We start from the raw sequence: 26,076 nt of genomic DNA on the forward strand, positions 1-26,076 counted from the left end.
TACTTATACAGATTTACTTATACAGATTTACATTACTGTTCTAAAGAACAGAACCTATCAAAGAAAATCTAATATATATTAGGTAGTAATAAAGAAAGTATATTTACCACGACAGTACAAATTTTATACTATTACGGCTGCTGACATCCTTTGTATTAAATGGATAAAGGTAGCCATTTTTTTAATTCTTATTTGTAAACTTATACTATAATATAAGTAAAAGTAATGGAAGGGGGAAGAAAATTGAAGGGTTTAGCATATTTTATGATAGTTGTTTCAATAGGTGCTTTAGTAATCATATCTCAAGAGTATCCTCCTTATATTACAGGTATTGGAACAGTAGTTATTTTGTATCTAACTTACAATTTAAGATTAACTGATAAGTTATCCAAAAGTGATATTATAACCAACTATGTTAAGTCTTTACCGAATGGAAATTATAATAACGTGTTAAGAAGTGATGTTAAGAAGTTGCAGAAAGAATTACAACTATATTATCGGAAAAGTTATAGTTTCCTGGTTGTTCATCAGGCAATATCATTTTCAATTGCAGATAAATTTAAGGTAAATACAATACATAATAGTCCCAAAAACGACCTGAGTATAGATAGTATGAGTGGTCAGGACTTTGAATTGTTGTTAAAAAGGCATTTTGAAGGTGAAGGGTTTAAAGTAACACTTACACCTCTTTCTGGAGATCAAGGTGTAGATTTAATATTGCAAAAGGACTGGAGAAGGATAGCTGTACAATGCAAAAGGTATAGTATGAAAAATCGTGTAGGTAATTCAGCAATCCAGGAAGTTGCTACGGGTAAACTATATTATGATTGTACTGAATGCTGGGTGATCACTACGTCCTACTTTACAAGTCATGCTAGAAACCTTGCGGATAAGGTTGGGGTAAGGTTAATCGATAGAGATATTCTATTTAAAATGGTGAACAATAGAAAGCAAATAATTTAAGATAGGGATTAACCCCCTTGATATAGCAAAGTTTATAGAGGTTATTAAGCACATATGTAGGTGATTATTAAAGGGGGAGACTTTGGGTGGCTGCGATCTTCCTTAATTAGCTTTATATACGTTTAGGAAGTATTTCCGGCGATTCTTGATATTTATTTTTAATTTGTTTATCCATAAAGAATAGGAAGTATTTTAAATTACTTTTAAGTAGTGATTAACCCACAAAAAAAGATGATTATTCCATCTATAACCTAAGTAAACATTCCTACCTAAAAAACCGCCACCTAGCATTATTTATGTGCAAATTTGGTCTAATATTTTTTTTGCTTATAGATGAAATTCACTGATAGCAAAGGCGGTAAACGGTGTTTTAGGAGTCACGAGGCTGGGTGTATGCACAATTGAACAATAAAATAAGACGACACCTATTATAGTGCCATCCACATCGTTCAAGCTTCCAGATCAAGTTTCTGCTTAGAGTATTCCTTTATAATTTCCTCAACTAAAAATTCTGTGTTAAATCTCTTAGGATTTTCCAAATATAAATCTATACAAACTTTTGTTATTTCCCCTAACGCTAATCGTTTTCTACTACCATCATCCAAATTAAAGCTTTTATAAGTTGACATCACTTTAACCTATCTCTTTTACTTTAGTGTAAATAGTAGAACGTGGCACACCAGTCATTTTTACAATATCATTCACACTTAACCCATTATTAGTCCTGTCTGAATACAACCTTAAAGCCTGTAGAACGTCTTTATCGTCTCTTCCTTTACGTCCCATATGCTTCCCCTGTGCCTTTGCACGTTCACGACCTTCACGAGTTCTATCATTGATTAAATCCCTTTCAAACTCTGCAATAGCACCTAACATGGTAAACATTAGCTTTCCTGATGGGGTAGTGAAGTCTATTTGTTCCTTAATGAATACTAATCCTACTTTACGATCCTGCAGCTCATTAGCTATCTTATGTAAATCAAATGTACTTCTAGCTAATCGATCCAGCTTATAGATTACCAGCTTATCTCCCTCTCTAAGATAGTCCAGTGCTTTAGCAAGTTCTTCACGGTCACTTTTTGCACCACTTTGTTTCTCCATAAAAATTTTATCGCATCCGTATTCTTTTAATTTTTCCTCTTGTAAAGATAAATCCTGATCATTTGTAGAAACACGTCCATATCCTATTAAAGACATTAAAATTCCCCCTATACTATTGTCTTAAAGTCTTAATGACTTCTGTACAAATAATTCTAGACTAACTTTTAGACTGCGTCAGGGGGGTTTTTGTTATTTTTTTTTAGAATATCTCTACTTGTCTGGAACTTATGACTTTCTGGACGGTCGATACTGCCACTTTATTACTAGCTGCAAAGTGAAAACTAAATCCTGGAATGTAGCTAAACTCTCGGTTCTGCTTCATCTAACAATCGTAAAATATTAGTTAAATCTTTAGCTGCTTTTTCTTTTGTATAAATCTCATCATCTGAAAGCATTCCAATGATCGGTATGAGTTTAGATTTTATTACAATTATATCGTGTTTAAAGTACATCATAGAATTCACCTCCTAACCAACTTTAGGATTAGGTATGGCGATGAATTTCATGTACACAATTATTCGTTCTGTTGGTTTTCAGTATTATCCGTCAACATACATAAAGAATAGGACTTCACAGGCTAAGTTAGTAATCAAATACAATGAGATCAGCGGTACTCAACACCTCCTCAGTAACCAATCACATACCAAGAGATATGAGAGTAGTTGAGGGAGGTTGATATATCAGCGTTCGTTCGCTATCAAAAGTCACTATCAGAATGGTTGTTCGGTTGAGGGAGGTTAAACCCTTGATCCGCCTGGGTTCTGCTGCACCGAAGGGTACGGTGGGGGGACGTGGGGGCCTCCCTCCGGTGGACTGCTACCTGAAAAATATATACCACTTTTTAGAAAAGTAGGCTACCATAAACTACCACAAGCTAAAGGGGGTGTCCAGGTATTCACGGATCGCTACAAACATTTCCATTAAAAAAATTTTGCGGGATTTTTTTAAGTTTTTTGTCAGTTTCTGAAAATTTTAAAAGGATTTTAAAGGAATTTCTCTTTTTCTGTCGAATTTATTTTACTTTGGATAGGGGGAGAGGACACTGGAACATAATAAATTTTCACATAGAGATTTAATATTTATCTTGCTTGTTACAACAATTCCAACACTACTTACTTATGCAGGAACTAGTGATGGTGTCGTAAATTTTTTAGCTTCAAAAAATATACTTAAAAAAGAGAGTAAAGAAAGTTGGAAAATGTTTTTTTCCATATTAAGTGTTGCTTTACCGACTTTAGTTCTATTGGTAATGTATGAAGTGAAAAAATGGAGATATCAATCAATGAAGACCCAAAGAGATCTCATACTAGCAGCTCAAAAAGAAGCTGTGTTATCATACATGACAACTACGTATGGATTAAACAGTGAATTTAACAATTTGAATATGAGAATTTGGATTGAAGAAAAAAATCCCATTACTAAAATATTTAAATATGGCACAAAATTTAATGACAAAGTGTTCTTTGTTAAATCAATATCTAATATTAGTAAGGAAGATAATAAAAACAAATTGTATTTTACTGTTAGTCCAAACTTCCAAGGTTTAGTGGGAATATGTTATAATGATAAAGAAACCACACATATTTCTGATGTCTCAGGCTTTTATAAAAAACATAATTTAAATCCTTACCAAAAGAAGTTGGTAAGTGACACAAAATTTGTTATGTGTGTACCAATTCTTAATGAAAAAAACCAAGTTATTGTAATTTTTTCTTTCGATAGTTTAACTGAAATAGATATACCTAGCCAACATAAAAAAAATATATATACAACAATTGATTATTTTTGTTTAAACTTATCTAATAATATCCCCGATTTATGGAAAAAGAAAGGGTGATAATCGATGGGTTATAGAAATTCAAGGAAATTTGTCACTGGCTTGAAAACATCGTCAACAGTACTTTCTCATGAAGAACAGTTACAAGTAAACACTTTCATTGGTGAAGCCATTATTACCAACAGTATTAGGCAAAACGCTGAAAAAAAGTTGACAAATCGTAGGCTGCAGAAACTAACCAAAAGATTACAAAGACAATATAAGAATAAAATTTAGTCAACTTGCCATCTTTTATTAAAGGTGGTTTTTTAAATTATTTGAAACTTAATTTTATTGGATAAAAATAAATTAGCTTTACATCCATAAATTCTAGGTTATCTAACTTTATTGTAGAATTGCTTAATCTTATCCTTCTGCATCGTGAAATGGTACTGCCTCTATTAACACTATCTAAGAATTGAAATATTGTTTTGGTTAATTTATGACCTTAACAGAGTTTTAATTTTAATGTAAAAAACCACTGGAACATTTACAGTGGTTTTTACTTCATCATTATTCTTTGTTGGATTCAAGTTCTAGTAAATATTTTGATAACTCACGGAGATTGTGAAAGTTACCTTTTGCAAAAATTTGATTATAGCTTTCTACTCTATCTACAATAGTAGGATCGTTAAATATATCGTTAATAAAAGTAAGTTGTTTCTCTATTTTTAGTTTTAATTTGTTAAATTCAACTTTTTCTTTTTTGTATTCCTCTTCTTTTTCTAATAAACTTCCTTTGAGTTCTTTTGTATCTCTAGATAATTTTATAAACTCCTGAAGTTGATTCCACATGTAAGAATCTACGAAAACAGGTTTTTGGTCAGGTAAATCTTTTAATTGAATTGAATTGTATATTATCTCAATGATTTGCTTGGAGTTTGCTTCATTTTCTTTCGCTGATTCTATGGCCTTTAAGAAATTATTAAGTTTGTTAAAATCATATAGTTTCATCCATTCAGGCATTTCTTCTAAAATTACCTTTTTTCCTATCATAACATCTTCGGTAAGTTTAGTGGCAGTGTTAAAGAACTTAATATCATATGCAGTGTTTTTGAGAGATTCTTTGTTTTTTGAAACAATAAATTGTTCATTTTGTTTATAGACTTCCAGAGGATCATAAAAATGTCTCATCATATCATCCAATATAAATATATTTTGAATGTTAGCTAAAAATCTCAAGTACATTTCTTTATCTCCTTGTTTTACAAAAGAAGGAAGATCCTCAGTAAGTGCTTTATTTATCTCTTCAATAGATAAAAAATGCTTATGATTCATTTTATAACGAATAAAATTTTCGCTTATCATATTTTTTAGTTCCAACATATATGCTTCTGGTAAATTAAATTTAGAGTCTATTATGTTAGTAGAAAGCCTTAATATGGAGTCAACCGAATAACATTTAATAAAAGAGTATTCAATTTTAATAGTTATTACTCGTTTAGCGTCTTCTTTAATAATACGCCATTCATCATCGGTTAGTACTGTAGGTTTTTCACTTTTAAGGATTTGATAAGAATTTAATCCTTCAAAATCATCTTCAATTGAAATTCGCTTTAAATCGGACTTAATTTTAAATGAAATAAATGTTTTTAATAGTTCAATCCAATCATTCTCACGGAAATAAAAAGGTTTCTTTTTATGAATATACTCAATTGATTCAAGTGAAGAAAACACTAGTTTTCTAGTTAAATAATGAATTCTAATATCCCTTAATGAAAAAAACATAATTATAAAATATATAATAGGAAAAAATAAGAGTACTATTAGTCCTATTAAGGAAGTACTTTCTTCATCCAAACCGTTCCTAGCTAGACCATCTTCGCTTTTTATAGTCAATACATCTTCATTCAACCCATTTATTGATGTTTCAATAACTAATTGAAAACTCCCTTCAGGAGGAAGTTCAGAATAAACTAATTCAAAAATGTAAGGATACACTTCATAAGTATCTTCTGCAGAGTCAGTAACAACCCGAGATTCTAAGATTTCTCCATTGATTTTTACCTGTATGTCGTTAGAAGGCTTGTCTCCTATATTCTTTACAGTAATTTGTTGAATGTTATTTGTATTTTCATTATTGCTTTCTATAGGTATGTAATCAGATATTGTATATACTAAGTCAGGTTTATTAACATTCATATCATAAAGGATGGGAATTATTATTCCAGCGGTAGCGATCAAAATACCTATTAACCATTTCATGTCTAAATTCCTCTCTCTCCAAACTTAATAGCCGTATTATATAAAACTTTCAACTCATCAATAGTGTAAGCTGGTTTCTTTCTATGTAACATAGCATGACAATTAGGACAAACAGGACGTAAATCTTTTATTGGATCAACTTTATACTCTACTCCAATCTGATTTAATTCCAATAGGTGATGAACATGAATAAAATCATTACCTATATCACCATAAGACTTATAAAAATTGAAATTGCAGACTGCACACTCGTATCCATAATGATTTAAACATCTCTGTCTTGCAATTGAGTTTCTCTCATATGCATTAACTGATATTGTCTTGAGTCCACCTTCATATAATTCTTCCCTTGAAGATACTTCTTCTGGCAGTGGTATGTAATTTGAATCAATAATACTCGGCAGCTCTATATCATAATACTTTAACTTTACAACCTGGTTAGGAAATGATACTCCTATTTCCTGTGTTGAAATAAACTCTTCCTCTCTATATAACTTAACATCGGTAAGTACTATACATCCTATTTCTCTATTCGAATCATCATGTAATATATCATTAACAGAATGTTTAATTGCATATTTGTTTGAACGTCTTCTTAAATCATTCAATGATTTAACACCATTACCATTTCCAAACTTGTCCCAAGCATCTTCTATTGAAAGATTTTCGTAATAAACGAATGTACCATAACCACAAATTTTCGGTAGGGTGATTTTAAAAGGAATAAAAATTTATCACCTTCTGTTAATTTTTTTATGTTCCAAGGTGTAGGGGTCCAAAAATTAACTGCAGAAGGGATTTCATTATTTAAAAAGAATTCATACCAGTTTTTATCTGTTGGTGCTATTGCAAACATTTAATTATCTCCTTTTTGGAAAATTGGGTGATATTATTTGGTAAAGGTGATTATTTAATTCAATAATCTTATTGTTCCATGCTTTTGCAAAAAGAAGTAACTCAATTTTTTTTACTATCAAACAAATGTCCCTATTTCCAAATAGATCATGATAAATAAAAATATTAAAATTTTGATCATCAATGAAATCATTAACTATCCAACCTGCATAATATTTTTTTCCATTTCCAGCATGAATATCATAAGGGTGTATAGCACAGGTAGTTCTAATTTTTTTAAAATAGTTATAATCTGTTTCATTAGTAAAATATTCTTTTGTAAAGATATTTTTGGAAGTTAATAAGTCTTTATTATTGATATTAAAATAATCTGTAAGGTGTTTTATTGCGGAAACTATTGTATCTATTCCCAAGATAAATTGTGCTATATTTATCGTATCTTTATGTCTATTATTTTTATTTGTGTTAATATCCTCAATTTCATTTACCCATGCTTCAATCCAATCCATGAGAGAACAAATTCGACCCCAATCATCTTTACCGTTTAAATTACTAAAGTTCCGGTAACCATAATCACTGTAATTCATTAAGTCTCGAAATTCTGATATATAAAGTGGAGATAACTTTTTCATATTAGCCTCCGTAATTTAAAGGTATGTATATATTATATGGTAATTAAAGTAAGATATCTATCCGACATTGTGATAAAATGAATAATAGATTTCTAAATAATAATAATTTTCATAATGAAAGGACTAAGTATTTATGAAAAAGAAGTTACAAGTATTTATATCTTCCACTTTTACCGATTTACAAGAAGAACGACAAGCAGCGGTAGAAGCCGTTTTAAATGCTGGTCATATTCCTGCGGGGATGGAACTATTTAAATCAGGAGATGTGTCTCAAAAAGAAGTTATTAAAAAATGGATAAATGATTCGGATGTATATATGTTGATTTTAGGTGGTCGATACGGAGTAATTGATGAGGAAACAGGTATTAGTTATACACATTGGGAGTATGAATACGCTGGTGAAATAGGAAAACCACGTTTTGCTATAATAATACATGAAGAAGCTTTAGAAAATAAAGTAAAAGAATTAGGATCAAACGTAATAGAAAAAGTAAATTATCCTTTATATGAGAATTTCAGAAAGCTTGTGTTAGAGAAAATATCGAAATTCTATACTGATAATAAAGATATAAAGTTAGTTATCTATGAGTCACTAAAGGAATTTGAAAGAAGAGAAGATTTAACTGGTTGGATATCGGGAAAAGAGGTCACCGAAAACCATAGCCTATTAACTGAAAACTATAATTTGCTTAAAGAAGTTACGGACTTAAAAAAGAAGCTAAATAAAATGGCAACGGACTTGAAAAAGAAAGATGATATCGAAGGAAATGACTATGAAGAAATACTCAAGGTATTAAAACATAAAGAGGTAGTTATTCCAATTGGAACATTTAATGATGATGAATATGATGGAAAAAAAATATCGCTATTTCTGCTATTTATTGTCTTTCAAGATGACTTTACTATTGGGATAACAAATAATGCCAGTAGTATGTCAAAGGTTGAAAACTTTCTATTTTATTATGTTGCACCTATACTAATAACTTATGGATTATTAGAGAAAATTAAATTGGCAAATCGGATACAGAGGGTACAAACATCAAAAGCTGGCTTGAAATTTTTAAAAGTATCAAATAATAATGAGTTCAAACAAAAACAATCTATTCTTGATTCCGCAAAATAAGATATTTATTAGTAAATACACCTGTCAATTAAATAAGGTGTATTTACTATTTTCATAAAGTCTCTTAATTACGCTGAAATTTTAATTATATTAAACCTTCTTGTTTAAAATAATCTTGGATTATTTTAGGAGTAACCTCTAACTTTTTTGCAATCTCTTTTGGAGTAAAATCATTCCAAAGCAAATAATCGAATAGTTCGTCATGGCTGTTATTAGTAAGATTGATTTTTAGTCTTTCGTTAGTACGACCTGACTTACCAAGTCGATTACCTCCAACAATGGAACCATAAGGCAAGCTGCACCTATGATGTTGGGTTTGGATGGTTAATAGATTTTGGGGTTTACCATAAAAGTATGAACTGCACTTGCTACAGTGGTGAAGTATTGTAGCCTTACCGTTAATAAATTTTTCAACAGGTGTTATATAACTTACACCATATACATTATCCAATGATTTCTGGTAAAGTTTGTTATCTTTATAATGTTTCCCAAGATAAAGTAGATGATCGGTATAACCTAAATGGGGGGGAGTTACATTGGACGTAAGTTTATAAGAGTCTACTACGGTAATCGTATCAACCTTAACTATTCTCTTCGAAAAGCACCTCCGTTTGAGCTGCCGTTTCATTCGTTTCTTTTGAATTCGTTTTTTACTGCATTTACCCATAATTCTTCTCCTTTTAACGACAGATAGTAATCAACTTAATAGTAAGGTAGCCGACCCTGATTTTGACCCATCACAAACGTTGATGTGACGGCATTGATTTAGGCCTAACTGTCGTTATTTAACTCGATTTTGATTGTATTTAATATGAGTCTTATTTCTAGCTGATTTCCTACAACTATCACCGCAGTAAGTAGCACGATTAGATGCCGTAGCAAATTGTGTTCCGCAACTCTTACATTTCTTCTTATCTTGAGTAGGTCTCCCATAATATTGAGCTTCTATTGCCTTATCGATTGGTAAGACAGATGTTGTAAAATAAGAACAAGAACAATCACTTGGAGGAATATCATTACCACGATAGCTACCACCAATGACTATTGGACATTTCTTATCTAGTAGCACACAGTTACCATTTGTATAGTTAGCACAGTTAGAAACAACTAACTTCTTTATTTTCTTTTTCACTAGTTTCAACCTCACTTCACATTAAAAAGAACCACTGACCATAGGGATCAGTAGTTCCGTGTATTTTTGTTACTGTCTTTAATAAAATTTGCAATCTTTTCGTTATCAAAAATAACTTCGTTCTTGTCCTCCATTTCGCTTAATCCCTTAATTATTTTTATTAAAGAATTGTTTACCGAAAAAGAAACATCCTTATTCATTTTCAACACCACCATTGACCTTAAATCTGGTAGGAATGAATCCTATAGCAGCTGAATTGATGTCTTGATTTTCTAAAATTACTTTAGAGCCTCTGTATTGTGGTTGATGATGATGAAGTCTAAAACTTTCATCGTGAATTCGAGGAAAACGCTGACGAACCTTGTTGTCACTAAAAATCTCGTTTACTTCTGGGAAAATTTCATGATACTGTTCATGAACTTCTTTACCAACCTCCCCAATAATAGCCAATACTTGATTTAAGGTAGAATCTATTAAAGTAGTTACGTCGTATTTTGAAGGAATTGCACCATCTGTGGATAATGCTTTTTGATAGATTTTATAGTAATCGTATTTTAATTCCTCGATTTCAGTACGAGTTTCTGCAAGCAGTACGTCAATTATCTCCATTTCCCCCGTACATTTTTTTGCTTGTTTCTTAAGGTAGATAAGGTCGGATACTTCCGCCACTTCCTGATCCAATAAGTTCTGAGTAAATACTCCTTTCAATTCAGCTAGTTGCTTTAGTAATATTGACTCTCTATCAATTAGTTTTTTCTCTATCAACTTATACTCAGCAATAGCTTTTTTTGTATTCGGATAAAGATCCATTAGCTTTATCAATTTTTTTAGTTCTTGCCTATCGATATCCAAGATTACTTTAATCATGTTTTAATTTCCTCCATTTTTTGTGTTCTTGTATTCAAGTAATGTTTTTATTGCTTCCAACTCGTTATGACTAATTGATAATTTTCGACAACCTTCTAATATTTTTGATTCATAGTGAGGTGATAGTACTATTTCATTACTTTCTAATTTTGCTAAAACACTTTGATTTATCTTACATATTTCACTAAACCTATCTTGGGATAAGTTTCTAGCTAACCTAATGTATTTTAGCATTTGATGTGATACCTTCTGACTATAGGGTAGACTACTTACATCAATCATTAAGTTACACCTTCTTTCTTTTAAAACTCTTAAATTATGAACTAGTTGGCAACAAAAAAGTGAGACTATAAAAGTCCCACTTTAAATAATCATATTTATACTTAATAGAACATGAAAAGGTTAGAAAAACATGTAGGAAACAAAGAATTTTCAATTAGACTAGTTTTATTATCGAAATCTATCAAACGAAGTCTATTTTTAAATGAATAATGGGAGAAAGTTTTAGATAAAAGTTTTATTGAAAAAGTAGTTGCAATCATTTTTATATGATTGTATAATGAATCTTGTCAGTAAATCGTGTGTACAGTTAATAAACATACAACAATCAATTGCTGTAGAATTACTTAATATCATTGGAAACTTACGATATAAAATAGTATTTCAAGGAACTAACCGACTCAAAATCGTGTTCCTCTGGAGTGCCGGTTCGACCCCGGCCACCGGTACCACTAGCGGGTGTAGTTTAATGGTAAAACCTCAGCCTTCCAAGCTGATGTCGTGGGTTCGATTCCCATCACCCGCTCCATACATAACTTCTTAAGACTTTGACCTAAATGGTTAAAGTCTTTTTTGTATACATTACGCCCAAATAGGTAATATATTTTCCACATGTAAACTACGCCCCACTCCCGCAAAAAAGCGAGAGAACTTAACGCCTCTCGCCTTCTAACATTTTCATTCCTTTTTCAATTTCACGTAATACATCTTCATTTTGTTCCTTGTCTTTTTGATGAATTAAAAACTCCATGCTGCTTGAATCACCCATTTTTCCTATTGCCCATGCCGCTGTACCACGTATAACCGGTCGTGGATCTTCTTTTACTAATTCCATTAAGGTTGGCAGAGCTGTTGTATCTTTAAAGTGTGCAAGGGCAAGGATAGCGTTTCGTTGGATTGGTTTTTTTCCACGCCAAGAACCTGATATCTTCCCGAATTTGTCTTTAAACTCACGATTAGAAATTGTTAATAGTGGCTTTAGCTTTGGCTTTACAATTTCAGGATCTGGTTCCATTTCAGGATGGAGATGAAAGTCTATTCCTTTGTTTTCTGGACAAACAGTTTGGCAGGTGTCACAGCCGTACAGACGATTTCCTAGTTTCGTACGGTACTCATCCGCTAGAAATCCTTTTGTTTGTGTTAAGAAAGCTATGCATTTATTAGAATCGAGCTGTCCACCTTGAACAAGAGCACCTGTCGGGCAAACATCTACACATTTATTGCAAGTTCCACAGTTTTGTTCAAGTGGGGTGTCTGGCTCAAAGGGGATATTGGTAATCATCTCTCCAAGATATACATAGGAACCAAATTCAGGAGTGATAATCGCGCAATTTTTCCCGCTCCAGCCAATACCAGCACGCTCGGCTACTGCACGGTCACTAAGCTCACCTGTATCAACCATTGTTTTAGTAAGTGCCTCAGGGTGTTTTTCTTTAATAAAAGCTTCGAGTTGAGCAAGCTTATCACGTAAAATGTGATGATAGTCTGTCCCCCATGACGCTCTGCAAAAGATACCTCGTCTTTCTTCTTTCGTGCTTCGTGGTGCATTTTTCATTTTAGAGGGGTAAGCAAGGGCGATAGCAATTATACTTTTGGCTTTTGGGACAAGAAGTTCTGGAGTAGTCCGTTTTTCAATATCTGGCTCTTCAAAACCAGATTGATAGCCAAGCTGTTGCTGTGTTTTGAGTCTCTCTTTTAAACCAGTAAATACCCCTGCACTTGCAAAGCCGATTTTATCAATCCCAATTTCTTTACTGTAGGCGATAATCTCGTCTTTTAGCTGTTTGTTCAATGTGAACACCTCCTTTACTTGTATTTTTTGACCAAGAATTATTTTATCATATTTTTAACTGTCTTGTTTAGCTTGTATTTCAGTATGGTACAATTACCATAAATAAGCAACGAAAGGTTTGAGAATGATGCAGTTTATGATTGATTCGAATGTTCCTTCCAGTAGTTTCGGAATAATTCTATACAAAGGAATCACTGTAGGAGAGTCCCCGCAAATGTTAAAAGGGAGAATTAGATTGTTTCAGGAATCCTTGCACTTAGATTTAGAAGACAAAGATATGACTGATATTGATGGTGTGAAAGAGTGGCGCGCATATTTTAAAAAAACAGGAACAGATCCTTCTAGGTATCGACCTTCTGTTGAGGCATTGTACCGTCGTATAAAAAAGGGCCAATTTTTAGAGCCGATTCACTCTGCGGTGGACCTGAATAACTTTTTTTCATTAAAATACGAAATTCCTTTTGGTATTTATGACCTCAGTAAGCTAGAAGGAGATGTGACGGTGAGTATTGGTGACGAGAACTCGAGCTATGAGGGACTTAACGGGCGAGAAATCAAGCTAAATCAAATGATTCATACAAAAGATGCTAACGGACCTTTTGGAAGTCCTTTTGTAGATAGTGTACACACTAGCGTTTCTGAGAAAACAACATCTGCCCTTCATGAAGTGTATTTTAAACCATCAATGGGAGTAGAAGAATGTGAAAAGATGCTGGCTGCCATCAGTGAAATGTTTGTACAAGTACACGGTGGAACGGCTGAAGCTCAGGTGTTACAAAGCAGGTAAAACTGTTTTGATTTAAATATATGGAGGTATGTGATGTTTTTTAAAGAACGATTGGTGCCAAAGGAATTGCAGGTTTATCGGATGTTGCGACCAAGATTGGAGGTGATGGATGAAGCGTATTATTGGAATCTTGAAAAAGGGTATGAAGGGGAAAGACAGTATGATTGCTGGTTGGAAAGTTGGAAGTTACCCGAATGGATTGTGGTGAATGATTTGTTATTGGAGCATTCTCGCAACGTTTTTCAGCTAGACTCACTTATTCTTACTAAGGAACGCATCTATTTGTTTGATGTGAAGAATTTTGAAGGAGATTTCTTTATTGAGGGGGAGAGATGGTTTACATTAAATAAAAAAGAAATTAAAAACCAACTTCTTCAACTTCAACGTAGTGAAACAATGTTAAGAAAACTGCTTTATGACTCCGGTTATAATCTACCCATGGTTTCAAACCTCATTTTTGTAAACCCACAGTTTCAACTTTATCAATGTCCTTCTGATCTTCCGATAATATTTCATTCTCAAATGGAACGTTACAAACGAAAAATGTTATTAGAGTGTAGTGGTAAATGCCCAACAAATCATTTGCGCCTGGCAGAAAAGCTAGTTGGTATGCATATGGAGGATTCACCATTTTCAAAGTTTCCGCAGTATGAATTTGACGAATTGCGTAAGGGTGTCTTTTGTTTAGGGTGTGGGGGGAAGTGTGTTCGAGACTCTAAATATTATTTAGTATGCTTAGATTGTGAGAAGAAAGAAACAAATCAAGCTGCAGTAAGAAGACTAATAATCGAATATTTAACGTTATTTCCTAAAGGCAAACTTACTTCAAAGGTTATTTATGAATGGTGTGGAGAAGTGGTGTCGCTTAAGACTATTTCTAGGGTTTTAAATGAAAGATATGATTTGATTGGACATGGTAAATCATCGAAATATACTTCATAAGTAATTATGAAGACAACCAAAGGGAAAAAAGTAGTCCGGTTGTCTTCATAGAGCGGCAATGAGGACAACCGATGGGAAAAAAGGTTGCCGGTTGTCTTCATAGAGAGGCAATGAGGACAACCGAAGGGAAAAACGGTTGCCGGTTGTCTTCATAGAGAGTCAATGAAGACAACCAACGGTAAAACCGTAGTCCTGTTGTCTCCATAGAGAGGCAATGAAGACAACCAAAGGGAAAACCGTAGTCCGGTTGTCTTCATAGAGCGGCAATGAGGACAACCAAAGGGAAAACCGAAGTCCGGTTGTCTTCATAGAGAGACATAAAAGACAACCGCAGGTAAAAAAGGTTGCGGGTTGTCTTCATAGAGAGGCAATGAGGACAACCGCAGGTAAAAAAGGTTGCGGGTTGTCTTCATAGAGAGGCAATGAGGACAACCAACGTAAAAATGGAGTCAGGTTGTCTTCATCGAAGGGCAATGAGGACAACCAACGGTAAAAATGGAGTCCGGTTGTCTTCATAGAGAGGCAATGAAGACAACCAACGGTAAAAAAGTAGTCCTATTGTCTCCATAGAGAGGCAATGAGGACAACCAAAGGGAAAAACGGTTGCCGGTTGTCTTCATAGAGAGGCAATGAAGACAACCAAAGGGAAAACCGAAGTCCGGTTGTCTTCATAAAGAGGCAATGAGGACAACCAAAGGTAAAAACGGAGTCCTATTGTCTCCATAGAGCGTCAATGCAGACAACCAAAGGTAAAAACGGAGTCCTATTGTCTCCATAGAGCGTCAATGCAGACAACCAAAGGAAAAACCGAAGTCCGGTAGTCTTCATAGAGAGGCAATGAAGACAACCAAAGGGAAAACCGAATTCCGGTTGTCTCCATAGAGCTTCAATGAAGACAACCGCAGGGAAAACCGAAGTCCGGTTGTCTCCATAGAGCGGCAATGAAGACAACTGCAGGTAAAACCGAAGTCCGGTTGTCTCCATAGAGCGGCAATGAAGACAACCAAAGGTAAAACCGAAGTCCGGTTGTCTCCATAGAGCGGCAATGAGGACAACCGATGATAAAACCGAAGTCCGGTTGTCTTCATAGAGAGGCAATGAAGACAACCAAAGGAAAAACCGTAGTCCGGTTGTCTCCATAGAGAGGCAATGAAGACAACCAAAGGAAAAACCGAAGTCCGGTTGTCTCCATAGAACAACAATGAAGACAACCAAAGTAAAAACCGTAGTCCGCTAGTCTCCATAGTGAATTAACTCTGTGCCTTCATAACTAATCTGTACTCAACATGTCATATCAAAGGGAGTCATATAACTTTAATCCGTTTAATTATTCCCACCCATTCCCCAAAATCCCTACACAACATCCCCGCCCATCCAACATAAACATAACAACAAGGGTTAATTTTCTCAGGGAGGGGATCCACACGACCATGAAAGACATCCTAAAATCACACATACAAAACCGACTTAACACCTACGTACTCATATCCAATACCACTGGACGCAGCATAACTAATGAAGACACTATAAACCAAAAGCAAGCTTCACACAAACGCCGGGGTGCCGAAATTGTTAAATGCTCAGCTACTGCTAAAATACATTCCATTCATCAACAACCAAATGAAGACGAAGCAAACATTATTTATGAAATCCACACTCGCTACCTTATTAAGCAAAAAAACAATCTGTATCTTGAAGAAGAAGTTGACCACCGTTATGTGCAAATGATAGATGGTACCATCCTGCAAGACTTTTCCATTATTGACGAAGGTGAGACGAAGCTGCCGAGATTCCTGCCACCTCTGGAAGAAGATGATGTAGCTTCCCCATATTCATCTGACAAAAAACATGAAGCCCGCTTTAAATTCAGTAGGATGGAGGCCGTAAAATATGCGGAGCAATATTGGAATAGCTACAATCCGCAATTTAAGAAGTTTGATGTAAATTGCACGAATTATATTTCGCAGTGTTTATATGCGGGTGGTGCGCCGATGATTGGCTATCCTAAAAAATCAGGAGGGTGGTGGATGAGGAACAATGATTGGAGCTATACGTGGACGGTTGCACATGCAATGAGATGGTATTTGCCTAAAGCGAAGCAGGGATTGAAGGCGAAGGAGGTTAACACGGTCATGCAGCTTATGCCGGGGGATGTAATTTGCTATGATTTTGAAGGAGATGGCAGGTTTGATCATACCACGATTGTTGTAGCAAAAGATGAAAATAAGGAACCGCTTGTGAATGCCAATACGTATAATTGTCGGATGAGGTATTGGAAATATGAAGACTCTACGGCATATACTCCAAATATGAAATACAAGTTTTTTCATATTCTAGACCGGTAATAAGTACTTGATTCCGTAAAAAGAAAAAGGTATTGTTGTAGAGGATAATATAGTTGGCACAGACCTCTACAGCTTAAGCGAAAGAGGTGTGCCAACGTGAAGAATTATGAGGTGACAATGGTGGGAATTCATGTAGTTTTATATCAACCAGAAATTCCGGCGAATACAGGGAATATTGCAAGAACGTGTGCTGCGACTAATACGACGCTTCACCTAATTAGGCCGCTTGGCTTTTCAACCGATGATAAAATGCTAAAGCGTGCGGGGCTTGATTACTGGGAATTTGTGAATGTCGTGTATTATGACTCGTTAGATGAATTGTTTGAGAAAAATAAGGAAGCTGAGTTTTTCTATATTACGAAGTTTGGGATGAAGCCACACACATCCTTTGATTACAGTAATCTTGAGAAAGACTATTTCTTTGTTTTTGGAAGAGAAACAACGGGTCTGCCGAAGGAGTTAATCCAAAGTAACCTGGATCAATGCTTGCGTCTTCCTATGACAACGAATGTACGCTCGTTAAATCTCTCTAACACAGCCGCGATACTTATATATGAAGCTTTGCGTCAGCAGGATTATCCAAACCTTTCTTTGGAGTTTCCTGAGGCGTAATTGTAAGCTGAGAACGAAAAAGAGCCCTTCAGAGGTTAATCTGAAGGGCTCTTTTTCATCTATCAGGAAGTCTTATTTTTTGCGTGTACCTGGGCGAGTATCATATCCTGCTGTGAAGATAGCTGTAAGGAATGCAATACATACGCCAAGAATTAGGAATCCGGGTGTACCCATGGATTGTTTCCTCCTTATGTATGGAAAGTTCAAATAAGCATATTACCTATAGTATACCCCAACAAAGGGCTTATGTGAATGAAATGTATGGATAATTTTTGACAGAGTATAAATTTTTGTTGCGGAAAAGTTTCTGATTGTTAGGTGAAACTACCTCCTTAAAAAAAGCATGTTTCATTGTGACAGAGCATAGAGTATATTAATCACGCAATCATGACTCTTGAAGCTGTATTAAAAGGGGAGGTCCTTATGGATATTTTACGTAAAATTGAAAAGTATCGGGAAGAAGAGCAGAGGCTGAAATGGGAAGGAACCTTCGGGCAGTATTTGGAAATTTTGAAGCAAGAACCTTGGGTGGCACAGTCTGCACATTCTCGGGTTTACAATATGATTAAAGATGCTGGAGTGGAAGAGGTAAACGGGCAGCGAAAGTATAATTTTTTTAGCAATGCCCTTTTTGGTTTAGAGGAGGCATTGGAGCGGTTGGTGGAGGAGTATTTTCACCCAGCTGCCAAGCGTCTTGATGTGAGGAAGAGGATTCTTTTACTTATGGGGCCAGTTAGTGGGGGGAAATCTACGCTTGTTACGATTTTAAAGCGAGGACTTGAGCTATATAGTCATACAAATAGAGGGGCAGTTTACGCGATAAAAGGGTGTCCGATGCATGAGGATCCGCTTCATTTGATTCCACATCACTTGCGGGATGACTTTTATCAAGAATATGGGATTAGGGTTGAGGGGAATTTATCTCCTTTAAATATGATGAGATTGGAAAAGGAATATGGAGGCCGGATTGAGGATATGCTCATTGAGCGGATCTTTTTATCTGAAAATCAGCGGGTAGGAATAGGCACATTCAGCCCGTCTGATCCGAAATCACAGGATATTGCGGATTTGACTGGTAGTATTGATTTTTCCACAATTGCAGAATTTGGGTCGGAGTCTGATCCAAGAGCGTACAGATTTGATGGCGAACTCAATAAAGCCAATCGTGGGATGATGGAGTTTCAGGAGATGCTGAAATGTGATGAGAAGTTTTTATGGCATTTGCTCTCCCTCACCCAGGAAGGTAATTTTAAGGCGGGTAGGTTTGCGTTAATCAGTGCCGATGAATTGATTGTCGCACATACCAATGAAACGGAATATCGCTCTTTTATCTCCAATAAAAAGAATGAAGCCTTACATTCTCGTATTATTGTCATGCCTGTTCCATATAATTTAAGGCTGTCAGAGGAAGAGAGAATTTATGAAAAAATGATTAGAGAAAGTGATGTGGCTGATGTTCACATTGCTCCACATACCTTACGAGTAGCGGCGATGTTCACGATTCTCACGAGGTTAAAGGAAGCCAAACGCGGGGATATCGATTTTGTGAAAAAGATGCGTTTGTATGATGGAGAATCGGTGGAGGGCTTTAATTCGGTGGATGTTCAAGAATTGAAGAAAGAATATCCAGATGAAGGAATGAGTGGAATTGACCCACGTTATGTGATTAACCGCATTTCTTCAACGATCATTCGAAAAGAAACGCCGTCTATTAATGCGTTGGATGTCTTGCGCTCCTTAAAAGAGGGATTAGATCAGCATGCGTCCATCTCCAATGAAGATAGAGAGCGATTCTTGAATTTTATTTCTGTAGCAAGAAAAGAGTACGATAATATTGCGAAAAAAGAAGTTCAAAAAGCGTTTGTGTATTCGTATGAGGAGTCTGCGAAAACATTAATGGATAATTATTTGGATAATGTGGAGGCTTATTGCAATAAAGTGAAACTCCGCGATCCGTTAACTGGGGAAGAAATGAATGCAGATGAAAAGCTCATGCGTTCGATTGAAGAGCAGATTGGTATTTCTGAAAATGCAAAGAAGGCGTTCAGAGAAGAGATATTGATTCGTATTTCTGCCTATGCACGGAAAGGAAAACGCTTTGATTATAACTCTCATGAACGTTTGCGTGAAGCGATTCAGAAAAAGTTATTTGCAGATTTAAAGGATGTCGTTAAAATAACGACCTCGTCCAAAACACCGGATGAAACGCAGCTCAAAAAGATTAATGAAGTGGTGGCTAGGCTAATTGATGAGCATGGGTATAATTCCACTTCAGCTAATGATCTTTTAAGATATGTAGGAAGTTTATTAAATAGATAATAAAAGCAAGGGGCGGATCCGAGGCACAAGAACCGTCCCTCTGCTTCTTTTTAGGTTTGCATCTTGCGTAAGAAGGGAATATTTAAGTAAGAGGTGAGAACAATGAAAAATGAGAATACGATGGCACCAACGGAGAAGGAAATGGAAAAGCTGGCGAAGGAAATGGAGCAGATGAAGGAAAATAAGACAGATAAAGAAAGAAGTCCGAAGCAGCATAAAGATAATAAAGAGAATGAAAAAGAGTAAGAAATCCTTCCAGTTTTTTTGGGAGGGTTTTTTCTTTTTTGATATAAAAACCGTATAGTACTACCCTTCTACAGCATAAATCTAATAATACTAAAGAATCGTTCATGCTTGTCTAAAAGTTATCGATACGCGCCTAATTATCTAAATAATCTGTCAATTATTCCTCGTCTTTGCATAGGATAGAGTAACCAACCCTATTTGAAAATAGGTTGGACGAATCGGATAAAATTCACCAAGATAGTTTATGAAAATAGTGATGAAAAGGTTCCTGAATACGTAAAATGAAATAAGCAGGGAGGGATATCGATGACCATGTCAGATGATACGAATTTTGTAGTGTCCAAAGAGGATTGGTCCCTCCATCGAAAAGGCCACGACGACCAAAAGCGCCATCAGGAAAAGGTCCAGGAGGCTATTAAAAATAACTTGCCAGATCTTATTACTGAAGAGAATATTGTAATGTCCAATGGCAGAGAGGTCGTAAAGATTCCGATAAGGTCTTTAGATGAATACAGAATTCGTTATAATTATGACAAAAACAAGCATGTTGGCCAAGGAGATGGAGAAAGTCAGGTTGGAGATGTGGTTGCCAGGGACGGGTCAGGTCAGCAGAAGGGTCCAGGTAAGGGAGAAGGAGCGGGAGATCAGGCTGGTGAGGATTATTATGAAGCAGAAGTTTCATTAATGGATTTAGAAGCTGCCCTTTTTAATCAGCTAGAGCTTCCAAACCTGCAACAAAAAGAACGAGCGGAAAATGTGATTGAGCATTATGAGTTTAATGATATTAGACGCACAGGTCTTATGGGGAATATCGATAAAAAACGGACGATGATGTCAGCCTATAAACGCAATGCAATGAAAGGCAAGGCAACCTTTCATCCAATCTATCAGGAAGACCTGAAATTTAAGACGTGGAACGAAGTGGTCAAACCAGATTCTAAGGCAGTCGTTTTGATGATGATGGATACGAGCGGATCAATGGGAATGTGGGAAAAGTATATGGCGAGAAGCTTTTTCTTCTGGATGACAAGGTTCCTAAGAACAAAGTATGAAACGGTGGACATAGAGTTTATAGCGCATCATACCGAAGCCAAGGTAGTAAGTGAAGAGGATTTCTTTTCAAAAGGCGAAAGTGGTGGAACCATTTGCTCATCCGCCTATAGGAAAGCGTTAGAATTAATTGATGCAAAATACAATCCAACAATGTTTAATATTTATCCATTTCATTTTTCAGATGGAGACAATTTAACATCTGATAACCAACGCTGTGTCAAACTAGTGGGGGAGCTGATGAAGGTTTCCAATATGTTTGGATATGGAGAAGTCAATCAGTATAACCGACATTCCACGTTAATGTCAGCTTACAAAAATGTGCAGGATGAAAAATTCCGCCACTTTATTTTAAAGCAAAAACCAGATGTGTTTCATGCCATGAAGGAATTTTTTAAGAAGGAAGAAAACAAAAAATTTGCTTAACAAAAACCAGCCATAGAGCTGGTTTTCTTATGTTTTAACGGCTACAACTAATAAATTGGATAGGCTGTTTTTGAAAATTTCGTTGCTATTGCGTATAGATAAGACTTCCGTAATCAACGTTGCTGTCGTGCTTTTTTCAATTCTTCCTACCTTACGGATTAGAAAAAGTCATAAAGCCGACTTTTTCGCGTTAAAAGCAACAATTTTTTAGAAAAGAGCGATTTAATAAAAGCAGGAAAAGAAGCTGAGGGAGTCGAAGTATTTTTAGAGAGAAAGATTCTTTGCTAGCTAGGAGCGTTGGTATGCTTGAAAATATCGGTCATGTACTATATCACGTATTAATCATTTTGTTTCCAATCTTATTTTACTATCAATTTTTAAATAAAGGAGCAATTTGTTTAACGTCCAGAATTAATTATCGCTTTCTCATTACCTTACTTGTGATGCTTCTTTGTACAATGTCTTTTCCAATTGAAGTATCAGAGGGAGCCTTCTATGATCAAAAAATAATTCCATTTATTTTGGCATTTTTATATGGCGGTTGGCTAACCGGAACAGCTGTACTGCTGTCCATGCTCTATTATCTATACGTTGTAGGGGATACTCATATATGGATCATGGCCGTGAATTATTCCATTGTTGGTTTGTTTTTGGCTTTATCTGCAAAAAAATATGAGTCACTTGCCTTAAAAAAGAAGATTGGAATTATTACTTCGCTATTTTTTCTAATTACTCTTACTAGAATTATTCGGCTAATTTATATGGGAAATGATGAAGCGTTATTGTTATCTATTATTGTGTCTATTATTACTTGGATTTCATTGTGTACGGCTATTATGATTATCGAAAATTTAAATATGCAGATGAAATTGCAATATGAATTGCAAAGGTCAGAAAAGCTGAAAGTAGTAAGTGAGCTTGCTGCCTCTGTTGCGCATGAAGTGCGAAATCCAATGACTTCCACCAGGGGCTTTCTTCAATTAATGAGTACAGATGAGAATTTAAATAGTGCCCAAAAAAAGTATATAGCCATATCAATTGAAGAACTGGATAGAGCGCAATCCATCATCCAGGACTATCTTTCGCTAGCGAAACCGAATAAACAGGGAATTGATCGAATTAATCTTTCTGTTGAAGTAGAACACGTCATCCAGTTAATGTCGACCTATACCAATATTAAAAACACGGCAATTGAGCATGAAGTGATTCCAGATATTTATATTAGAGCAAATCGAGATGAAATGAAGCAGGTATTAATCAATTTGATTAAAAATGCAATAGAGGCCATCGAACAAGGTGGCACAGTGAAGGTTCTCTCATACGTACGTGATACATCCGCCTACATTGAAATAATAGATAACGGCATTGGAATGTCGCCTGAGCAAGTAGATAGATTGGGTACCCCATTTTATTCAACGAAGGACAAAGGAACTGGTATTGGTTTAACGATATCCTTTCAAATAATAGAGCTTCTACAAGGAAAGATAGAAGTAAGAAGTGAAGTAGGGAAGGGTACCACCTTCGCCATCAAACTACCATTAGAAGAAACCTAAGGCTGATTACGTAAACTTCGTTGCTACTGCGTATAGAAAAGACATACGTGATCAACGTTATTCTGGTTTATAGCAACAATCTATTGAAAAGCGCCTAACTAAAGAATATTTCACATAAAAAACCCCTACAGCTAATTTGCAGCTGTAGGGGTTTTGTTCATTTCATTATTTAAGCTTCACACCGTGGAAATAAGGAGTACCACTGAAGTCTACGAATAGACCGTTTGCACCGTTTGTTCCATAGTTGAAGTCAGGATGTTGAAGGTAAACCATTGGAGCTTCGTCTACAAGAATCTCAGAAACTTCTTTGTAAGCTTCGTTACGCTTAGCTTGATCTGTCTCGGAACGAGCTAGGTCAAGTAGCTCATCTACACGGTCGTTCGCATAGAATGAACGGTTACCAGGAGCTCCGAATGTAGAAGAATGGAATAGAGCATATAGACCGTAGTCAGCATCAGCTGTTACAGTAGTCCATCCAAGGATGAATAGCTCGTGCTCACCATTAGCAGTTGCATCAAGGAATGCACCCCACTCAATGATTTCAATGTTTACTTTGATTCCGATTTGACCTAATTGGTCTTGAACAAGTGTAGCAATTTGCTCACGCTCAGCGTTTGCAGAGTTTACATATAGAGTAGTTTCGAAACCATCTTCAAAGCCAGCTTCTGCAAGTAATTTCTTTGCAGCTTCTACATCATATGCAAGTGGCTTAAGATCTTGGTAGTTACCTACAACTGTAGGAGCAAGTGGTCCAACAGCAGGTACACCTTGACCATCTAGGATTCCGTCAACGATATCTGTTTTGTTGATTGCCATGGAAATAGCTTGACGAACTTCTTTAATGTTATATGGCTCTTTTTCCATATTGAAGCCTAAGTAGTCCATACGAGTACCGCGAACGTTTGTAAGTTCAATACCAGCGCTAGCCATACCTTCTACACGAGCTACATCGGAAGCTCCGATTTGAGTTACGTTTGCTTCGCCAGCTTCTAGCATCGCAATACGAGTAGATTGCTCAGGTACTACAACAAACTTAATGGAATCAAGAGCTGGAGCGCCATTCCAATAGTTTTCATTTTTCTTTAACGTGATTTCAGAACCACGGTTCCAGTTGTCAAATACGAAAGGACCAGTACCAACTGGGTTTTCGTCAACTGTTTTTCCACCGCTTTTTTCTTCTTCAATTGCAGAAGGAGCGATGATAGAACCAGCGTTATGTGCTAAGTGAGCTGGTAGTGGAGCAAATGGTTTATCAGTTTTGATATGAACTGTGTGGTCGTCCACTACGACAACCTCTTTAATCATGTTAAGTACTACTGCACGTGGAGATGCAGTTTCTGGATCTAAGATACGGTCAAGCGTTAATTTAACTGCCTCTGCAGTAAAATCAGAGCCATCATGGAATTTAACATCTGTACGTAATTTGAATTCCCATGTAGTATCATCAATAGCTTCAAAAGACTCAGCTAGTGAAGGAATAACCGTTCCGTCTCCTTCATAAGCAGTTAATCGATCAAAAATTTGTGTTGTTACGTTTGTAGTAGAAGTATCATTCATTCCGTGTGGATCAAGTGTCGGAGCATCGGCACCAACTACGAATGATAAATCGCCACCCTCTTGACCTTCTACTTCACCACCATCAGATCCGTCTTTCGATCCGCCAGTGCTGTTTCCGCCACCACTACATGCCGATAGTACTAGCATTAGTGAAAGCAGAAGCAAGAAAAACACATTCTTTTTTGCTTTCATGTAAATTTACCCCCTTGAAGAATTTGATTTAACGCTTTTTGTAATCAATGGATAAGCCATGATTGATTTTTATCATAATCTAAAAACTGAAAATTCACAAGAGTTGTTTTACAATAAATTTTAACAATTTTATTATTTTCGTAATAATAGAACGAAACATAGTTTTATTTATTACGGTTTTGTTAATTTTTTCTTGCATATAATGAAGAATATTTTCATGAATAATTCCTATCTTTCTAAAAATTATGTATGCTATGACTCTTTAAAACTATTGTAATATTACATAATAATCGTTATTATAATACCTAGCTGTGTTGAAAATTTAGAATTTTTAAGAATGTTACAAACAGATGAAGGGATGAGAAAACCATGAGTCAACCGCAACCACAAACACCAACGGGAATGCAGGTAACGATGGGCAATACAAAGTTGCTCCGTTGGAAGGCTTTCTACAAAAAATTGGCCAAAAATAAAGCTGCCCTGGTGGGAGCCTTTATTATCATAGCAGTTGTTATACTCGGTGCACTCGCGCCAGTACTTGCTACTCATGATCCAAATACGACAAATGTCATGAATAAGCTACAAGGTCCATCTGCTGAGCATTATTTGGGAACAGATGAAATGGGACGAGATATTTTTAGCCGCCTGCTTTATGGGACAAAAATTTCATTGGGTATTGGTTTTCTCTCAACATTTCTAGGAGCAATAGTAGGGGTAGCTCTAGGTGTTATCGCTGGCTACTATGGTAGATGGATTGATAGTTTAATCATGAGAATCAGTGATGTCTTACTGGCATTTCCAGGAATCCTATTAGCATTAGCCATTGTAAGCGTTTTAGGTGCAAGCACTAGAAACGTAATCATTGCCGTTGCCTTTTATGCTGTCCCATCTTTTGCAAGGATTGTACGTGGGTCAACACTTAGCGTGAAAAAGCTTGAATATGTCGATGCTATTCGCGCAATGGGGTCAAGGGACGGAAGAATCATTTTCCGACATATTTTACCGAATATTATGTCTCCAATCATTGTTCAAACAACACTTTATATTGCTTCTGCCATTATTACGGCAAGTGCACTTTCCTTCTTAGGGATGGGAACAAGACCGCCTCAAGCTGAATGGGGAGCGATGCTGAGTCAAGGTCGTGCTTATTTAGCACAAGCCCCTCACGTAACATTATTCCCTGGGCTTGTCATCTTCCTTGTCGTTATTGGATTTAACGTGATGGGCGATGGACTACGTGATGCTTTAGATCCAAAATCGAGAAAATAATGGAGAAGAAGGT

General features: G+C 35.7%; 25 protein-coding genes and 1 tRNA gene. 13 read left to right on the plus strand and 13 right to left on the minus strand.

The features are described 5' to 3' along the window. The first annotated feature begins 243 nt into the window (after window positions 1-243). Window positions 244-963 carry a restriction endonuclease gene (locus tag FIU87_RS21215; RefSeq protein WP_216647551.1) on the plus strand — a complete coding sequence of 240 codons (720 nt, stop codon included), beginning with the start codon at window positions 244-246 and terminating at the stop codon, window positions 961-963. Window positions 964-1,412: 449 nt separating this feature from the next. Here FIU87_RS21215 and FIU87_RS05290 read toward each other — a convergent pair whose 3' ends face one another. From FIU87_RS05290 to FIU87_RS20940, 3 genes are all read right to left on the minus strand, one after another. Beyond that, complete coding sequence (locus FIU87_RS05290; protein ID WP_216647552.1) at window positions 1,413-1,592, minus strand: hypothetical protein; 180 nt, start codon at window positions 1,590-1,592, stop codon at window positions 1,413-1,415. Window positions 1,593-1,596: 4 nt separating this feature from the next. After that, window positions 1,597-2,160: a recombinase family protein gene (locus FIU87_RS05295; protein ID WP_152443611.1), complete on the minus strand. Its 564-nt coding sequence runs from the start codon at window positions 2,158-2,160 to the stop codon at window positions 1,597-1,599. Between the two features lie 203 nt (window positions 2,161-2,363). Further along, a complete protein-coding gene (locus tag FIU87_RS20940; protein WP_172970961.1) occupies window positions 2,364-2,519 on the minus strand; it encodes a hypothetical protein in 156 nt (51 codons plus the stop codon). Window positions 2,520-3,148: 629 nt separating this feature from the next. Here FIU87_RS20940 and FIU87_RS05300 point away from each other — a divergent pair. Beyond that, window positions 3,149-3,901, plus strand: coding sequence for a hypothetical protein (locus tag FIU87_RS05300; RefSeq protein WP_152443612.1), 753 nt, complete (start codon window positions 3,149-3,151; stop codon window positions 3,899-3,901). A 492-nt stretch (window positions 3,902-4,393) separates the two neighbouring features. Here FIU87_RS05300 and FIU87_RS05305 read toward each other — a convergent pair whose 3' ends face one another. Genes FIU87_RS05305 through FIU87_RS05320 form a run of 4 tightly spaced genes read right to left on the minus strand, consistent with a single transcriptional unit; the run spans window position 4,394 to window position 7,572 of the window. Further along, window positions 4,394-6,085 carry a hypothetical protein gene (locus FIU87_RS05305; RefSeq protein ID WP_152443613.1) on the minus strand — a complete coding sequence of 564 codons (1,692 nt, stop codon included), beginning with the start codon at window positions 6,083-6,085 and terminating at the stop codon, window positions 4,394-4,396. A 2-nt stretch (window positions 6,086-6,087) separates the two neighbouring features. After that, window positions 6,088-6,693 carry an HNH endonuclease gene (locus FIU87_RS05310; protein ID WP_253905518.1) on the minus strand — a complete coding sequence of 202 codons (606 nt, stop codon included), beginning with the start codon at window positions 6,691-6,693 and terminating at the stop codon, window positions 6,088-6,090. A gap of 44 nt (window positions 6,694-6,737) precedes the next feature. Continuing rightward, window positions 6,738-6,941: a hypothetical protein gene (locus FIU87_RS05315; protein ID WP_152443615.1), complete on the minus strand. Its 204-nt coding sequence runs from the start codon at window positions 6,939-6,941 to the stop codon at window positions 6,738-6,740. A 4-nt stretch (window positions 6,942-6,945) separates the two neighbouring features. Then, window positions 6,946-7,572: a hypothetical protein gene (locus FIU87_RS05320; RefSeq protein WP_152443616.1), complete on the minus strand. Its 627-nt coding sequence runs from the start codon at window positions 7,570-7,572 to the stop codon at window positions 6,946-6,948. Between the two features lie 133 nt (window positions 7,573-7,705). On the opposite strand from FIU87_RS05320, the gene FIU87_RS05325 reads away from it, so the two are divergent. After that, complete coding sequence (locus tag FIU87_RS05325) at window positions 7,706-8,695, plus strand: DUF4062 domain-containing protein (protein ID WP_152443617.1); 990 nt, start codon at window positions 7,706-7,708, stop codon at window positions 8,693-8,695. Window positions 8,696-8,780: 85 nt separating this feature from the next. Here FIU87_RS05325 and FIU87_RS05330 read toward each other — a convergent pair whose 3' ends face one another. The 4 genes from FIU87_RS05330 to FIU87_RS05345 form a co-directional block, all read right to left on the minus strand. Continuing rightward, entirely contained in the window at window positions 8,781-9,362 is a 582-nt protein-coding gene (locus FIU87_RS05330) for a hypothetical protein (protein ID WP_152443618.1), read from the minus strand. 114 nt (window positions 9,363-9,476) lie between these two features. Continuing rightward, window positions 9,477-9,827, minus strand: coding sequence for a cysteine-rich VLP protein (locus FIU87_RS05335; protein WP_172970962.1), 351 nt, complete (start codon window positions 9,825-9,827; stop codon window positions 9,477-9,479). A gap of 192 nt (window positions 9,828-10,019) precedes the next feature. Further along, entirely contained in the window at window positions 10,020-10,694 is a 675-nt protein-coding gene (locus FIU87_RS05340) for a hypothetical protein (RefSeq protein WP_152443620.1), read from the minus strand. 3 nt (window positions 10,695-10,697) lie between these two features. After that, window positions 10,698-10,976 (minus strand): helix-turn-helix domain-containing protein, encoded by a 279-nt coding sequence (locus tag FIU87_RS05345; RefSeq protein WP_152443621.1) that lies wholly within the window; start codon window positions 10,974-10,976, stop codon window positions 10,698-10,700. Window positions 10,977-11,428: 452 nt separating this feature from the next. Between FIU87_RS05345 and FIU87_RS05350 the strand changes: the two genes are divergently transcribed. After that, window positions 11,429-11,502 (plus strand) — tRNA-Gly (locus FIU87_RS05350). Between the two features lie 123 nt (window positions 11,503-11,625). On the opposite strand, the gene queG is transcribed toward FIU87_RS05350, so the two are convergent. Continuing rightward, window positions 11,626-12,765 (minus strand): tRNA epoxyqueuosine(34) reductase QueG, encoded by a 1,140-nt coding sequence (gene queG / locus FIU87_RS05355; RefSeq protein ID WP_152443622.1) that lies wholly within the window; start codon window positions 12,763-12,765, stop codon window positions 11,626-11,628. Window positions 12,766-12,892: 127 nt separating this feature from the next. Between queG and FIU87_RS05360 the strand changes: the two genes are divergently transcribed. From FIU87_RS05360 to FIU87_RS05390, 8 genes are all read left to right on the plus strand, one after another. Beyond that, window positions 12,893-13,552 carry a B3/B4 domain-containing protein gene (locus tag FIU87_RS05360; RefSeq protein ID WP_152446424.1) on the plus strand — a complete coding sequence of 220 codons (660 nt, stop codon included), beginning with the start codon at window positions 12,893-12,895 and terminating at the stop codon, window positions 13,550-13,552. A 33-nt stretch (window positions 13,553-13,585) separates the two neighbouring features. After that, complete coding sequence (locus tag FIU87_RS05365) at window positions 13,586-14,494, plus strand: nuclease-related domain-containing protein (protein WP_152443623.1); 909 nt, start codon at window positions 13,586-13,588, stop codon at window positions 14,492-14,494. A gap of 1,430 nt (window positions 14,495-15,924) precedes the next feature. Then, a complete protein-coding gene (locus FIU87_RS05370) occupies window positions 15,925-16,839 on the plus strand; it encodes an amidase domain-containing protein (protein WP_152443624.1) in 915 nt (304 codons plus the stop codon). Window positions 16,840-16,950: 111 nt separating this feature from the next. After that, on the plus strand, window positions 16,951-17,451 hold the full coding sequence (gene trmL, locus FIU87_RS05375) for a tRNA (uridine(34)/cytosine(34)/5-carboxymethylaminomethyluridine(34)-2'-O)-methyltransferase TrmL (protein ID WP_152446425.1): 501 nt from the start codon (window positions 16,951-16,953) through the stop codon (window positions 17,449-17,451). A 423-nt stretch (window positions 17,452-17,874) separates the two neighbouring features. Continuing rightward, complete coding sequence (locus FIU87_RS05380) at window positions 17,875-19,770, plus strand: PrkA family serine protein kinase (protein WP_152443625.1); 1,896 nt, start codon at window positions 17,875-17,877, stop codon at window positions 19,768-19,770. Window positions 19,771-19,872: 102 nt separating this feature from the next. Continuing rightward, on the plus strand, window positions 19,873-20,016 hold the full coding sequence (locus FIU87_RS20945) for a hypothetical protein (RefSeq protein WP_172970963.1): 144 nt from the start codon (window positions 19,873-19,875) through the stop codon (window positions 20,014-20,016). Between the two features lie 306 nt (window positions 20,017-20,322). Beyond that, on the plus strand, window positions 20,323-21,492 hold the full coding sequence (gene yhbH / locus FIU87_RS05385) for a sporulation protein YhbH (RefSeq protein WP_152443626.1): 1,170 nt from the start codon (window positions 20,323-20,325) through the stop codon (window positions 21,490-21,492). 302 nt (window positions 21,493-21,794) lie between these two features. Beyond that, window positions 21,795-23,045 carry an ATP-binding protein gene (locus tag FIU87_RS05390; RefSeq protein ID WP_152443627.1) on the plus strand — a complete coding sequence of 417 codons (1,251 nt, stop codon included), beginning with the start codon at window positions 21,795-21,797 and terminating at the stop codon, window positions 23,043-23,045. Between the two features lie 165 nt (window positions 23,046-23,210). Here the strand turns inward: FIU87_RS05390 and FIU87_RS05395 are convergent, their stop codons facing one another. Further along, window positions 23,211-24,794 (minus strand): glutathione ABC transporter substrate-binding protein, encoded by a 1,584-nt coding sequence (locus FIU87_RS05395; RefSeq protein WP_152443628.1) that lies wholly within the window; start codon window positions 24,792-24,794, stop codon window positions 23,211-23,213. 369 nt (window positions 24,795-25,163) lie between these two features. Between FIU87_RS05395 and FIU87_RS05400 the strand changes: the two genes are divergently transcribed. Further along, window positions 25,164-26,063: an ABC transporter permease gene (locus tag FIU87_RS05400; RefSeq protein WP_152443629.1), complete on the plus strand. Its 900-nt coding sequence runs from the start codon at window positions 25,164-25,166 to the stop codon at window positions 26,061-26,063. Window positions 26,064-26,076: the final 13 nt, after the last annotated feature.

The organism is Bacillus sp. THAF10, assembly GCF_009363695.1.
Lineage (GTDB): Bacteria > Bacillota > Bacilli > Bacillales > Bacillaceae_I > Sutcliffiella_A.